Raw genomic sequence first — 13,463 nt, 5'->3', positions numbered from 1 at the left:
ATGAACCATCTTCCACTTATTATACAACGCGAGTATTTAACCAAGGTTAGAAACAAATCGTTTTTAATAATGACGGTCTTAAGTCCGTTAATATTTATAGCTTTAATAACTGTTGTTGTGTATTTATCTCAGATGAATAACAATAAACAACGTGTCATTTCGGTATTGGATGATTCCGGAATGTTGACTGAGGTTTTTAAAGATACAGATAATACAAAATATAACCTCCTGACAGGTTTAACTTTAGATAATGCAAAAACTATAGTAGAAGAAAAAGGTGATTACGGCTTGCTTCATATAAATAAATTAGAAAATTTTGAAAATGCAGCTACTAGTGTGCAATTTTATTCAGAAGAATCACCATCCTTATCTGTAATTTCTTCATTAGAAAATAAAATAGAAAAGGAGCTAACCAATCTTAATATGGCAAGTCAAGGTGTCGATATAGAGATGATTAAAGCGTCTAAAATAAAGATTAACATTGCACAAGAAAATTTTTCTGGTGTCAAATCATCTAAAATTGACAGTGTAGTTAAGCTTGCATTTGGTGGTGCAGCAGGTTATTTGCTATTTATGTTTATCATTATTTATGGTAATATGATAATGCGTAGTGTAATCGAAGAAAAGACAAGTCGTATTATAGAAGTTATTATTTCTTCTGTAAAACCAGTGCAATTAATGTTAGGTAAGATAATTGGAACATCTCTAGCAGGAGTGACTCAGTTTATTATATGGATTATTTTAGGAGGTGTCTTACTAACCGTAGTCTCTGCTATTTTTGGAATTGACTTTGCGCAGGCACAAACACCACAGCAAGAAATTATGCGTCAAGCAATGGCTAATCCAGATGCAAGCATGAAAGTACAAAGTTTATTTACAGCATTTTATAACTTACCACTTACCAATTTGGTAATTGCATTTTTATTGTTTTTTATAAGTGGCTATTTATTGTATAGTTCTTTATACGCAGCAATTGGCGCAGCAGTAGATAACGAAACAGATACGCAACAATTTATGTTACCTATATTAATGCCATTAATTTTAGCAGTTTACGTTGGTATGTTTACCGTAATCGAGGATCCACATGGTACAGTAAGTACTATATTTTCGTTTATACCGTTTACTTCACCTGTAGTGATGTTAATGCGTATTCCGTTTGGTGTGCCAATTTGGCAACAAATAGTATCGTTATTACTATTGGTTGGTACCTTTATGTTTACGGTATGGTTTGCAGCAAAAATTTACAGAGTAGGTATATTAATGTATGGTAAAAAACCAACTTATAAAGAGTTGATTAAGTGGATTAGATATTAATTTTTACAATGATTCAAGAAAGTAAAGTAGCAGATAAAATTGAAAAAGAAGTAGAAAAAGTAAGTGATGTGATTACTGAAAGTTCTATTTGGGAAAAATTTATAGAATTATTAAACTATAAAATTTACACCTTTACTGATGATAAGGGTTTGACTACTAGCGTAATTAAAGTTAAGTATGTCTTACTTATTATATTAGTTTTATTACTTACAACCATTGTCTTACGTTTGGTTAGAAAAGTAGTCACGCGTCATATGCCTGATGATGATAAGGCAAAATTTACAACCGTTTTTTCATTTGCAAGATGGTTTATTTATATCATTGTTTTTCTGGTAATATTGGATTCAATAAATATAGATGTCACAGCTATTTTTGCAGCTTCAGCAGCACTTTTAATAGGTGTTGGTTTAGCGCTACAGACCTTATTTCAAGATATTATATCTGGGATTTTTATATTAGTAGACCAATCCGTTCATGTTGGAGATATTATAGAACTTGACGGAAAAGTTGGTCGTGTAGAAGAAATTAAGTTGCGTACTACTAGAGCTGTAACTATAGACGATAAAGTACTAATTATACCTAATCATTTATACCTTACTAATAGCCTTTATAATTGGACTCAAAATGGGACAAGTACAAGAGAAGGTGTTGATGTAGGTGTTGCCTATGGAAGTGATGTACAATTAGTTAAAAAATTATTGTTAGAGGCAGCAACGTCCATCCCAAATGTTTTTAAATTTCCAGAACCTGCTGTTACTTTTACAGACTTTGGGGATAGTGCTTTAAATTTTAGGGTAACGTTTACTATAGATGACAGCTTTAATGCAAGAATACCTAAAAGTGAAATCCGTTTTGAAATAGATAGATTGTTTAGAGAAAATAATATTACCATACCATTCCCTCAACGCGATATTCACATTATAAAGGATAGCAAATAAAAATATAGCAATTAAATAATTATAGATTATATGAAATTACATTTTGGAACCATTTTACTAACATTAACGCTACTATGTGGTGTAAATGTAGCCCATGCACAATTAACAGATTTAGCTAGGTTAGAGTATTCTTATGTGCCCAAAAGTAATTCTGAAGATAGTTTTGATAGATTTAGAGGATTATTAAATTATCCTATCAAAACCAGTGAAGACTGTTATTTAATTGTTGGTGCAGAGTATAGTAGGTTGACCCTAGATTTAGAGGACGATTACCCTTTTCCAACCTCTAATTTAAGACGATTACATATCATAGATTTTAATTTAGGTTACACATTTAAACTCTCAGAAAATTGGCGATTAGGTGCTAAGATTACACCAAGAATAGCATCTACACTTAGACATAAAATCACAGGTGATGATATGTTTTTAAATGGAGGTGTATATGCTATAAACGATAAGACAAAAGACCAAAACATAAAAAAACCATATAGATTAGTATTAGGGCTGACATATAATAGTACAACAGGTATACCATTACCACTACCTTTTGTAAGTTACTTTAGACGTTTAAATGAAAACTGGTCTTATAACTTAGGAGTGCCAAAAACAAATGTGAAGTACTTTTTTAACGAAAAAAACATCGTACAGACCTTTGTCGGAATTGATGGTTATTTTGCCAACACACAAGAAGTATTTACCATTGATGGTAAGGAAGCAGATAGTGTGTCTTTATCAGTAATATTAGCAGGTTTGGGTTACGAGTATTGTTTTACAGACAATTTAGTATGGTACTCATACGTAGGTTATACTTTAAGTATGAGTAACAGATTAAGAGACGAAAATAGAGAAGACGTATTTAAGTTAGACAACGTAAACGCGTTTTATTTAAGAACAGGAATTAAATTTAAAATATAATGCCAAAAATTTTAGTAATAGAGGATGAAGCAGCAATTAGAAGAGTATTGGTCAAAATCCTGTCAGAGGAAAATGATAAATATGAGCTAGAAGAAGCTGAAGACGGATTAGTAGGAATCGATAAAATTAGAAAAAACGATTACGATTTAATCCTATGTGATATTAAAATGCCTAAAATGGATGGTGTTGAGGTATTAGAGGCTGTCAAAAAAATAAAGCCAGAAATACCAATGGTCATGATTTCTGGACATGGAGATTTAGATACAGCAGTAAATACAATGCGTTTAGGTGCATTTGATTACATATCCAAGCCACCAGATTTAAATCGTTTACTAAATACAGTAAGACACGCTTTGGACAGAAAAGAGTTAGTTATTGAAAACAAAATTCTTAAAAAGAAAGTCAGCAAAAAATACGAAATGATAGGAGATAGTGACGCTATTTCTCAAATCAAAGACATTATAGACAAAGTTGCACCAACAGATGCTAGAGTCTTAATTACAGGTCCAAACGGAACAGGTAAAGAGTTAGTCGCACATTGGTTACATCAAAAAAGTGATCGTGCTAAAGGTCCAATGATAGAGGTTAACTGTGCAGCAATACCAAGCGAGCTGATAGAAAGCGAATTATTTGGACACGTCAAAGGAGCCTTTACAAGTGCAGCCAAAGACAGAGCAGGTAAATTTGAAGCAGCCAATGGTGGAACCATTTTTTTAGACGAGATTGGTGACATGAGTCTATCTGCACAAGCCAAAGTATTGCGTGCTTTGCAGGAAAGTCGCATACAACGTGTAGGTAGTGATAAAGATATTAAAGTAGATGTGCGCATCGTAGCAGCAACAAATAAAGATCTTAAAAAGGAAATCGAAGACGGGAAATTCCGTGAAGATTTATATCACAGATTAGCAGTAATTTTAGTTAAAGTACCAGCATTAAATGACAGACGTGATGACATACCATTATTAATAAATCATTTTTCAGCTAAAATTGCCGAAGAGCAAGGCACAGCCAATAAGACATTTTCTAAAAAAGCAATCAATTTATTAAAAGAATATGATTGGACAGGAAACATTAGAGAGCTTCGTAACGTAGTTGAAAGATTAATAATTTTAGGAGGCACAGAAGTTAGTGAGCAAGATGTAAAACTTTTTGCAAGTAAATAAAACAACATGAAAGACATCAATATTAACGACCATAAAATCACTTCAAAAATAAAGCTAAGTGACCTACCAAGTAAGCTAGATTTAAAAGCAGATAAGGATACCACAGAGGACGCTTTGCGTAAAGTAAGACGCCAATTAGGTAAGCTGCAAGACACCATGTATGCACACGGTAAATACTCGGTTTTAGTATGCCTACAAGGTATGGATACCTCTGGAAAAGACAGTTTAATACGCGAAGTTTTTAAAGATTTTAATGCAAGAGGTGTTGAGGTCATGAGCTTTAAAGTGCCAACCGAATTAGAGCTTAAACACGATTACCTTTGGAGACACTATATAAAATTACCAGCACGAGGTAAATTTGGAGTCCACAATCGCACGCACTATGAAAACGTATTAGTAACACGCGTACATCCCGAGTATATTTTAAACGAAAAACTACCATTTGTAAACAGTATTGACGATGTAAACGATGCCTTTTGGGACCAGCGTTTTGAGCAAATCAATAACTTTGAAAAACACCTGACACAAAACGGAACACTAATTTTTAAATTTTTCATGAATTTATCAAAAGACGAACAACGTAACAGATTATTACGACGTTTAGATAAACAAGAAAAAAACTGGAAATTCTCAGCAGGAGACTTAAAAGAACGTAAGTTATGGGACAAATACATGGACTGTTATCAGGACGCAATAAACAGGACAAGCAAGGATCACGCACCATGGTACAACATTCCAGCGGATGACAAACCTACAGCACGTTTAATTGTAGCTCAAATTTTGTATGATACTTTAAAACAATATTCAGACATAAAAGAGCCAGATTTGGATGACAAAACCAAAGCTAATCTGCATTTATACAGAGAGCAATTAAATAACGAATAGTATATTTTGGGCGTTACCACAAGGGTCGCGCTTTCCATTATATCTTTTTTTGCCATATATGGCAGCAAAAAAAGGATGTCATTTCAATCGCTAACGCAAACCACAAGACCTAAAAAACAACAGTTAAGGTCAATCAAAATAAAACAAGAGACCTGATAGGATTAATATTCTATCAGGTCTTTTCACATATAAATACTATCTTTAAAGTAAAATTTTCCAACCATGAAAAAACTAACAATTCTTCTAACACTTTTAGTGTCTATTAATGTTTTAGCACAAACAGACCAAGACGCGTTAAAAACAATATATGGTCAGTCTTTAACCAATGGTAAAGCCTACCAATGGTTAGACTATTTATCTAATCAAATAGGAGGACGATTATCAGGATCTGTAAACGCAGAAAAAGCTGTACAATACACAAAATCCGAACTAGAAAAACTAGGATTAGATAAAGTATGGCTACAAGAAGTTATGGTGCCAAAATGGGAACGTGGCGCAAAAGAAGTCGCACATTTTACAAGTAATAACAACAAATTTGACGTCAATATTTGTGCTTTAGGTGGCTCAGTAGCGACTGCCAATTCAGGATTAGAAGCTACAGTAATAGAAGTACAAAGTTTTGAACAGCTTGCTGCACTTGGTGATAAAGTAAAAGGAAAAATTGTCTTTTTTAATGGCGCAATGAATCCAGAATTAATTCACACCTTTGAGGCTTATGGAGGATGCTCTAAACAACGTTATGCAGGAGCTTATGAAGCAGGAAAACTAGGAGCAGTTGGTGTAATTGTAAGATCGCTTAATTTACGTCAAGACGATTTACCACACACAGGAAGTATGGGTTACATGGATTTGCCTAATGAGCAACGTGTACCATCTGCAGCAATCAGTACCAATGATGCTAATAAATTATCCGAAGCCCTAAAAAAAGATGCCAACCTAAAATTCTACTTTAAACAAAACTGTAAACAGTTTGAAGACGTTTTGTCATACAATGTTATAGGTCAAATTACTGGAAGCGAATTCCCAGAAGAAATTATGGTTGTTGGAGGTCACTTAGATTCATGGGATTTAGGAGATGGATCGCATGACGATGGAGCAGGAGTAGTACAATCTATGGACGTTATTAGATTATTAAAAGAAAGCGGAATCAAACCAAAACGTACCATAAGAGTTGTGTTGTTTATGAACGAAGAAAATGGATTACGTGGCGGAAAAAAATATGCAGAAGAAGCATTGCGTAACAACGAAAACCATGTTTTTGCTCTAGAGAGTGACTCTGGAGGGTTTACTCCTCGAGGATTTAGTTTTGATTGTAGTGAGGCAGCATTAAACAAAGTATTAAGTTGGGAGTCTTTATTTAAACCGTACTTAATTCATTATTTTGAAAAAGGATATAGTGGTGCAGACATTGGACCACTAAAAAACGATAACATTGTTTTAGCTGGTTTACGTCCAGACTCACAGCGGTATTTTGATCATCATCATGCAGCAAACGATACCTTTGATGCAGTAAATAAACGCGAGTTAGAGCTTGGTGCAGCAACCATGACAAGCTTAGTGTACCTATTTGATAAATACGGAACAAGTAATATCCCTCAGGTTAAAGAGTTTAAGGATTAGTTATTTAATTTATCGTTTCAAATTTTTAAAAATGAAAACACTAGTGCTTTTTTTATCATTATTAATTACAACAAATATGGTGGCTCAATCAGATTCAAATATTCCTTATTATGAGCTTCCTGAAGCATCAGATCATTTTACAGCTGGAACTGTTGCAGCTAGACAAATAGATGCATTAGGCTTTAGATTTTATCACGCAACAGATGGATTGTCAGCAAAAGATTTAGACTTTAAGCCTTCAGATTCGGTTAGAACAACAGCAGAAACTATAAAACATATTTATGATTTGTCTAGAATCATTTTAAATTCGACTTTAAAAAAAGCAAATACTAAAGATGCTCTAAAACTATCTTTTGAAGCACAGCGTTTAGCGACTTTAAATAATTTAAAACAGGCTGCAGATATTTTAAGAAGTAGTGATGATATTTCGCAATTCAAAATTATTTTCGGCGAAAGCCAAATCCCGTTTTGGAATAATATTAATGGACCAATCGCAGATTCTATTTGGCATTGTGGTCAAATTGCATCGTTTAGACGTGCAACCAATAATCCAATCAGTCCCAATGTTAATCATTTTACAGGAACGGTTAAAAAATAAATAATTATAATTTTATGACTCCAATTCTACATCAAATTCATCCTATACTTCCTGTTCAAAACGTATTAGCTGCTTTGTTTTTTTATACGCAAAAATTAGGTTTTGAAATCGCATTTGCAGATGATTCTAAAGATCCAAAATACGTAGGAATTAAAAGAGACCATATAGAAATACACCTAATATGGAAGGACGAAAAAGAGTGGGATTATACTATTGACAGACCTATGTTGCGCATTGTTACGCAACATGTTGATGTTTTATATCAAGAATATAATTTTAAAAATGTGTTTCCTAAAGAGACTGAAGTTATAAAATCAGATTGGGGAACAAAAGAGTTTTCGTTTTATGATTTATATAACAATGGGTTAACCTTTTATCAAAACAGTTAGTTAAAAAACAATTAGTTTTTAATTTTTAAAATATAAAGTAAAAGTAGTGCCTTGATCTACAATGCTTTCTACTTCAATTTTACCACCAATTGCATCTATTTGATTTTTTACTATAAATAACCCTAATCCTCTAGAGTCTTTATGCTTGTGAAAAACATTATACATCCCAAACAGCTTGTCTTTATGTTTGTCTAAATCAATACCTTGACCATTATCACTAATTTTTAATATGGTATATGCTTCAGTTTTGTGGGCCTCTAGTGTTATTTCAGGGTTTACATTTTGTCTTCTATACTTAATTGCGTTTGTTAAAAAGTTTATTAAAATGCTATCCAAGTAAGCAGGTATAGCATTAACAGTTATATTATTATCGATTAATATTTTAACATCAACATTGTTGGATATAGTAGCTGCTGTAATGTTAGACATGGCATTGTTACTATATTTTAATAAGTTTAGTGGTACTAAAGCTTCCTTATCTAAAGCACTGTACAGTGCTACTTCATTTAAGTTTTCAATAGTTTCATTTAGATTACCTATGGCTTCTTGCATTAAAGGAAAATATTCATCTTTAGTGTTTTCAGGATAATCTTCCTTTTTTAAAGTTAACAACATTTCTAAATTCCCACCATGTGACCTTAAGTTATGCGAAACAATTCTAGCAAAGTTTAAAAGCCTGTCGTTTTGTTTAGAGCTAATAGCTAATAAATCGGATATTTTATTTTTATTAAGTTCAATTTCAGAAATATCATTAATATTTGCTATAAAATGCTGCGGATGTCCATGATCGTCTCTTACTATGGTCGCTGATAAATTACAATATACAACCTTCCCGTTTTTATGAAGGTACCTTTTATTAACTGTAAAATTGTCTGATTTTCCGGATAATAGTAAAGCAAGTTCCTTGTTTCCTTTAGATAAGTCTTCAGGATATGTGATGTCTCTAAAACTTAATTTTAAAAGTTCTGATTCAGTATAACCTAATATTCTACAAATACTATTGTTTACTTTAAGCCAACCACCAGTCAAGCTAACTTTAGCCATTCCTGTTAAAGAGTAGTCAAATAGAGATCTAAATTCTTTCTCTTTTATTAACGTTTTTTTTGATTGCAGTGTTTTTTGTGTAATATCCTGAAAAACACCTCTAAGTGCAACACAAACCCCATTTTTAAATTTAGGATGTCCAATGGATCTTACCCATTTTTCTTCTCCTTTTGAAGTGATAATGATAAACTCATCATCAAAATTTTCTCCTTTTTGTAAGGCTTTTTGAAATAAGTCCAAAATTTTCTCACGATGTTGTCCTTTTTTATAAAAGTTAATGGCTGTATCAACATTTGGGACGTAATTGGCAACAACATCATGGATTTTTTTTGTTACGCTACTCCATTTTAAAGTATTTGATAACATATTTAATTCCCAGGATCCAATAGCTAGAGCATCTTCAATAGTATTTAAAAAATCTTTATCAAGGATTTCATCAGATAATATCTCGTTATTATCAGTTTGCATAGGTAGGGAATTTGAGGTAGTTGCTATTAATTGTTAAAAAATAAAATAATTTTATCCTTTATAATGGCGAATCTAAGTAATAAAACGGATTAAATACAATTAATTAGGTTAAAATACGTTAATTTTAACTTTTAAGTAGCTTTTAGCTTACAAATATGCTGTGATGCGTTGTCTAATTTTAGATATTTAACTGCAAATAGCTAATTTGGTAAAAATTAGCTATTTGTAGGCTTTGAAAATTATTTTTTAAACTTAATCTCAATTTGATTTTGTATTAGATCCTCAAACGTTTCGCGTTTTCTTATTAAATGTGCTTCTCCTTTATATACCAAAACTTCAGCAGGTCTATACCTAGAGTTGTAATTACTAGCCATAGAGTAGCAGTAAGCTCCAGCATTACTAAATGCTAATATGTCGCCTTCATTAATTTCAGAAATGCGTCTGTTGTTGGCAAAGGTATCCGTTTCGCAAATATAACCTACTACACTGTAAAATCGCTCGCGACCTTTAGGGTTGGAGATATTTCTAATTTCATGTTGTGAACCATACAACATGGGTCTTATTAAGTGGTTAAAACCGCTATCTACTTGAGCAAAAACAGTAGACGTTGTTTGTTTTACAACATTAACGTTAACTAAAAACTGTCCAGCTTCACTAACTAAAAATTTTCCAGGCTCAAAAGCTAAGGTTAAAGGTTTGCCATAATCCTTACAAAACTGATTAAACCTTGTACTTAGTTTGTCTCCTAACTCTTCAATATTTGTTTCAATATCTCCAGCTTTATATGGGACTTTAAAACCAGATCCAAAATCTATAAACTCTAAATTTTTAAAGTGTTGTGCAGTATCAAACAATATTTCGCTAGCATACAAAAACACATCTATGTCTAGAATATCGCTTCCTGTGTGCATGTGTATACCATTAATATTCATTTTAGTATTTTCTACTATTCTTAAAATATGTGGTATTTGATGTATAGAAATTCCAAATTTACTATCAATATGTCCTACTGATATGTTAGTGTTTCCGCCAGCCATCACGTGAGGATTAATCCTAATACAAACAGGTATGTTTGGATATTTAGTGCCAAATTGTTCTAAAATAGATAAATTATCAATATTAATTTGACAACCTAATTTGGCAACACTTTCAATTTCATGCAAGGACACACCATTAGGAGTAAAAATAATATTTTGTGCTTTAAAACCTGCAGCTAAGCCTAATTGTACCTCTTGTATAGACACAGTATCAAGTCCCGCACCTAGTTGTTTCATCAGCTTTAATATAGATATATTAGACAATGCTTTAACAGCATAATTAATTTTTAATTGTTTAACACTTTTAAAAGCAGAGGTTAGTCTATTATATTGTTGTGCGATTTTATCTGCATCGTATATGTATATAGGACTATCAAAGTCTTTAGCTATTTGTAATAATTGATCGTTTTGCATCTCAAATTTTTTTCAAAGTTATTTTTTTAAGCCTATTTAAAAATTAAAACAACATAATATTACACATTTAAAACAAATTGTTAATTATTTAACAAAATTAAAAAATGGATTTACTTATTTTTTAATAATTAAATATTAGGGTAAGTAAATGTGATTATTTACTTTTGTAAGACTAAAATTTTACTCTATACAAGATGAATTTACACGAATATCAAGGAAAAGAATTATTAAGCAGCTTTGGCGTACGTATTCAACGTGGTATTGTTGCACAAAATGCTGATGAAGCGGTTGCTGCAGCTAAAAAATTAACTGAAGATACTGGAACAGGATGGCACGTTGTTAAAGCGCAAGTTCATGCTGGTGGACGTGGTAAAGGTGGTGGAGTTAAGTTGGCTAAAAACTTAGACGCAGTTAAAACTATCGCTGGAGAAGTTATAGGAATGGATTTGGTAACACCTCAAACTTCAGCAGAAGGTAAGCGTGTGCACCAAGTATTAATATGTGAAGATGTATACTACCCTGGAGATTCTGAGCCAGAAGAATATTATATGTCAGTATTATTAAATAGAGCTAATGGACGTAACATGATTATGTATTCTACAGAAGGTGGAATGGATATTGAAACTGTTGCAGAAGAAACTCCGCATTTAATTTTTACAGAAGAAATTGATCCTGCAACCGGAATCTTACCTTTTCAAGCACGTAAAATCGCTTTTAACTTAGGGTTGTCAGGAGCAGCGTTTAAAGACATGACTAAATTTGTAACAGCTTTATATACTGCTTATGATAAGTCAGACTCTTCATTATTTGAAATCAACCCAGTTTTAAAAACTAGTGATGACAAAATAATGGCAGTTGATGCTAAAGTAACAATTGACGATAACGCATTATTTAGACATAAAGATTTAGCAGCAATGCGCGATTTACGTGAAGAAAATGCTATTGAAGTTGAAGCAGGAGAACAAGGACTTAACTATGTTGACCTTGACGGAAACGTTGGTTGTATGGTAAATGGTGCTGGTTTAGCAATGGCTACTATGGATTTAATTAAGCAAGCAGGTGGAGAGCCAGCTAACTTTTTAGACGTTGGTGGTACTGCAGATGCAGCAAGAGTAGAAATTGCTTTTGAACTTATTTTAAGAGATCCAGCTGTTAAAGCAATTTTAATTAACATTTTTGGTGGTATCGTTCGTTGTGATCGTGTTGCTCAAGGTGTAATTGATGCTTACAAAAACATGGGTAACATTAGTGTACCAATTATTGTACGTTTACAAGGTACTAATGCAGATATCGCTAAAAAATTAATTGACGATTCTGGATTAGATGTAATGAGTGCTACAGAGTTCCAAGAAGCAGCAGACAAAGTACAAGCAGTATTAGCTTAATACTTTAATTTATATAATAAAAAAGAGCAACTTAAATAGTTGCTCTTTTTTTTTGGACTAAAATTAATTATCCATTTGCCTAAAGTAATTATAAATTACTTATCGTCTCTTTTAGGACGTGTATTGGGCTTATTAAAATTCTTTTTATTGCTAAAAGTTTTTGTTTTCGCTTTCGCTGAAACTTCGCCTTTAGGTTTTTCTCCTTTTTTAGGCATTGGACCTCTTAAATGAATAACTAAACCATTTAAAAAGTTTCGTAAAATTTGATCACCACATTCTACATAATTAGGATGGTCTTCTCTTCTAAAAAAAGCACTCAGCTCTGTTTTTGTAATTCTAAAGTCTACTAATTCTAAGATTTCTACAATATCAGTATCTCTTAACTGATGTGCAACTCTTAGTTTTTTAAAAATATCGTTATTAGTCATTTGTCGTGTTTAAAAAGCAAAAGTACAAAATACAAAGTATAAAAACAGATTCCATAAGTTTAATAGAATTTCAATTTCAAAAATCTATTTTTAAATTATAATAGGTTTAAAATTTATACGTGAGATGTAGTTTTAGCGTTTGTAATATTTTAATGTTATTTAAAAAAGGGATGTATTCAGTTTTATAGATTTTAATTTAATATTTTTATTTAAGTCTCTTAAAATTAACGAATTAATAATTGGGTAATAGCGTTTTAAAGGTCAAATTTAAGGCTGTAATTCATTTTGTTTTTAGAGTTTTGAAATTTAGATTAGACAGAAATATCTAAAAAAACGATGTATAGCCATGTTATTTTCGATAAGCTACGTGCTTTCAACGATTATTAATTATGTTTTATTCTTAACTTTATAAAGTATAATTAATCCCTTATTTATGCCTAACAGAGTAGAGAAGTTAAGTTTATTATCAGAAATGATTGCATTTGCAAAAAGTGATGACAGTATAAAATCTGTTGAATACAATTTTTTGTTAGCAGTTGCGCAACAGTTAGAAATCTCTAGAGAAGATTTTGATTACCTTATTAATAATCCTGTTAATAGAATGGTATTAAAATCGCATAGCGAGCGTATTGTTCAATTTCATAGAATGGTATTGTTAATGCATGTTGATCAAGAACGTACACAACAAGAGTTAGCCAAACTTTATAATTATGGATTACGCATGGGATTAAACCATGAGTCTATTACTAAGGTATTATATCTAATGGAGGGCTTTCCAGATATGATGGTTCCTGCTGAGGTTTTGATAGATATCTTTAAAGTGCAGTATAATTAATATTAAGTATACTTTTTTTAAAACGATTAA

Annotated in this window: 13 protein-coding genes; 10 read left to right on the top strand and 3 right to left on the bottom strand. The window is 31.9% G+C overall.

All coding sequences use genetic code 11. The features are described from left to right. The 8 genes from B2989_RS14115 to B2989_RS14080 all read left to right on the top strand — a co-directional run bounded on the left by B2989_RS14115 (window position 1) and on the right by B2989_RS14080 (window position 7,822). Window positions 1-1,314, top strand: coding sequence for an ABC transporter permease (locus B2989_RS14115; RefSeq protein WP_292949716.1), 1,314 nt, complete (start codon window positions 1-3; stop codon window positions 1,312-1,314). An 8-nt stretch (window positions 1,315-1,322) separates the two neighbouring features. Beyond that, window positions 1,323-2,252 carry a mechanosensitive ion channel family protein gene (locus tag B2989_RS14110; RefSeq protein ID WP_292949714.1) on the top strand — a complete coding sequence of 310 codons (930 nt, stop codon included), beginning with the start codon at window positions 1,323-1,325 and terminating at the stop codon, window positions 2,250-2,252. Window positions 2,253-2,282: 30 nt separating this feature from the next. Beyond that, window positions 2,283-3,167, top strand: coding sequence for a DUF6268 family outer membrane beta-barrel protein (locus B2989_RS14105; RefSeq protein ID WP_292949712.1), 885 nt, complete (start codon window positions 2,283-2,285; stop codon window positions 3,165-3,167). Further along, window positions 3,167-4,330, top strand: coding sequence for a sigma-54-dependent transcriptional regulator (locus B2989_RS14100; RefSeq protein WP_145002465.1), 1,164 nt, complete (start codon window positions 3,167-3,169; stop codon window positions 4,328-4,330). Before B2989_RS14105 ends, B2989_RS14100 begins: the two co-directional genes overlap by 1 nt. 6 nt (window positions 4,331-4,336) lie before the next feature. Continuing rightward, window positions 4,337-5,215, top strand: a complete 879-nt coding sequence (locus tag B2989_RS14095) for a PPK2 family polyphosphate kinase (protein ID WP_292949709.1) — start codon at window positions 4,337-4,339, stop codon at window positions 5,213-5,215. Window positions 5,216-5,437: 222 nt separating this feature from the next. Then, the gene (locus B2989_RS14090) at window positions 5,438-6,835 is read left to right on the top strand and encodes a M20/M25/M40 family metallo-hydrolase (RefSeq protein ID WP_292949707.1); all 1,398 of its coding nucleotides are present in this window, start codon (window positions 5,438-5,440) and stop codon (window positions 6,833-6,835) included. Window positions 6,836-6,866: 31 nt separating this feature from the next. Continuing rightward, window positions 6,867-7,433 carry a hypothetical protein gene (locus B2989_RS14085; protein WP_292949704.1) on the top strand — a complete coding sequence of 189 codons (567 nt, stop codon included), beginning with the start codon at window positions 6,867-6,869 and terminating at the stop codon, window positions 7,431-7,433. 14 nt (window positions 7,434-7,447) lie between these two features. Further along, window positions 7,448-7,822, top strand: a complete 375-nt coding sequence (locus B2989_RS14080; RefSeq protein WP_292949701.1) for a glyoxalase/bleomycin resistance/extradiol dioxygenase family protein — start codon at window positions 7,448-7,450, stop codon at window positions 7,820-7,822. A gap of 18 nt (window positions 7,823-7,840) precedes the next feature. Here B2989_RS14080 and B2989_RS14075 read toward each other — a convergent pair whose 3' ends face one another. Then, window positions 7,841-9,334: a sensor histidine kinase gene (locus tag B2989_RS14075; RefSeq protein WP_292949698.1), complete on the bottom strand. Its 1,494-nt coding sequence runs from the start codon at window positions 9,332-9,334 to the stop codon at window positions 7,841-7,843. 239 nt (window positions 9,335-9,573) lie between these two features. Next, window positions 9,574-10,785 carry a diaminopimelate decarboxylase gene (gene lysA, locus B2989_RS14070; protein ID WP_292949695.1) on the bottom strand — a complete coding sequence of 404 codons (1,212 nt, stop codon included), beginning with the start codon at window positions 10,783-10,785 and terminating at the stop codon, window positions 9,574-9,576. 194 nt (window positions 10,786-10,979) lie between these two features. Here lysA and sucC point away from each other — a divergent pair, with 194 nt between their 5' ends. Beyond that, entirely contained in the window at window positions 10,980-12,170 is a 1,191-nt protein-coding gene (gene sucC / locus B2989_RS14065) for an ADP-forming succinate--CoA ligase subunit beta (RefSeq protein ID WP_292949692.1), read from the top strand. Window positions 12,171-12,265: 95 nt separating this feature from the next. Here the strand turns inward: sucC and B2989_RS14060 are convergent, their stop codons facing one another. Then, window positions 12,266-12,598 carry a DUF1456 family protein gene (locus tag B2989_RS14060; RefSeq protein WP_292949689.1) on the bottom strand — a complete coding sequence of 111 codons (333 nt, stop codon included), beginning with the start codon at window positions 12,596-12,598 and terminating at the stop codon, window positions 12,266-12,268. Between the two features lie 433 nt (window positions 12,599-13,031). Between B2989_RS14060 and B2989_RS14055 the strand changes: the two genes are divergently transcribed. Further along, a complete protein-coding gene (locus tag B2989_RS14055) occupies window positions 13,032-13,433 on the top strand; it encodes a TerB family tellurite resistance protein (RefSeq protein WP_292949686.1) in 402 nt (133 codons plus the stop codon). Window positions 13,434-13,463 lie beyond the last annotated feature (30 nt).

The sequence above is a fragment of the Olleya sp. UBA1516 genome (assembly GCF_002323495.1).
Taxonomy (GTDB): Bacteria; Bacteroidota; Bacteroidia; order Flavobacteriales; family Flavobacteriaceae; genus Olleya.
Note: the sequence above shows the minus strand (reverse complement) of the source record. Positions and strands in the feature narration are given on the sequence as shown.

Coding starts and splice junctions, on each gene's coding strand:
- B2989_RS14115 (WP_292949716.1), top strand. CDS start 1: ATGAACCATCTTCCACTTATTATACAACGCGAGTATTTAACCAAGGTT.
- B2989_RS14110 (WP_292949714.1), top strand. CDS start 1,323: ATGATTCAAGAAAGTAAAGTAGCAGATAAAATTGAAAAAGAAGTAGAA.
- B2989_RS14105 (WP_292949712.1), top strand. CDS start 2,283: ATGAAATTACATTTTGGAACCATTTTACTAACATTAACGCTACTATGT.
- B2989_RS14100 (WP_145002465.1), top strand. CDS start 3,167: ATGCCAAAAATTTTAGTAATAGAGGATGAAGCAGCAATTAGAAGAGTA.
- B2989_RS14095 (WP_292949709.1), top strand. CDS start 4,337: ATGAAAGACATCAATATTAACGACCATAAAATCACTTCAAAAATAAAG.
- B2989_RS14090 (WP_292949707.1), top strand. CDS start 5,438: ATGAAAAAACTAACAATTCTTCTAACACTTTTAGTGTCTATTAATGTT.
- B2989_RS14085 (WP_292949704.1), top strand. CDS start 6,867: ATGAAAACACTAGTGCTTTTTTTATCATTATTAATTACAACAAATATG.
- B2989_RS14080 (WP_292949701.1), top strand. CDS start 7,448: ATGACTCCAATTCTACATCAAATTCATCCTATACTTCCTGTTCAAAAC.
- B2989_RS14075 (WP_292949698.1), bottom strand. CDS start 9,334: ATGCAAACTGATAATAACGAGATATTATCTGATGAAATCCTTGATAAA.
- lysA (WP_292949695.1), bottom strand. CDS start 10,785: ATGCAAAACGATCAATTATTACAAATAGCTAAAGACTTTGATAGTCCT.
- sucC (WP_292949692.1), top strand. CDS start 10,980: ATGAATTTACACGAATATCAAGGAAAAGAATTATTAAGCAGCTTTGGC.
- B2989_RS14060 (WP_292949689.1), bottom strand. CDS start 12,598: ATGACTAATAACGATATTTTTAAAAAACTAAGAGTTGCACATCAGTTA.
- B2989_RS14055 (WP_292949686.1), top strand. CDS start 13,032: ATGCCTAACAGAGTAGAGAAGTTAAGTTTATTATCAGAAATGATTGCA.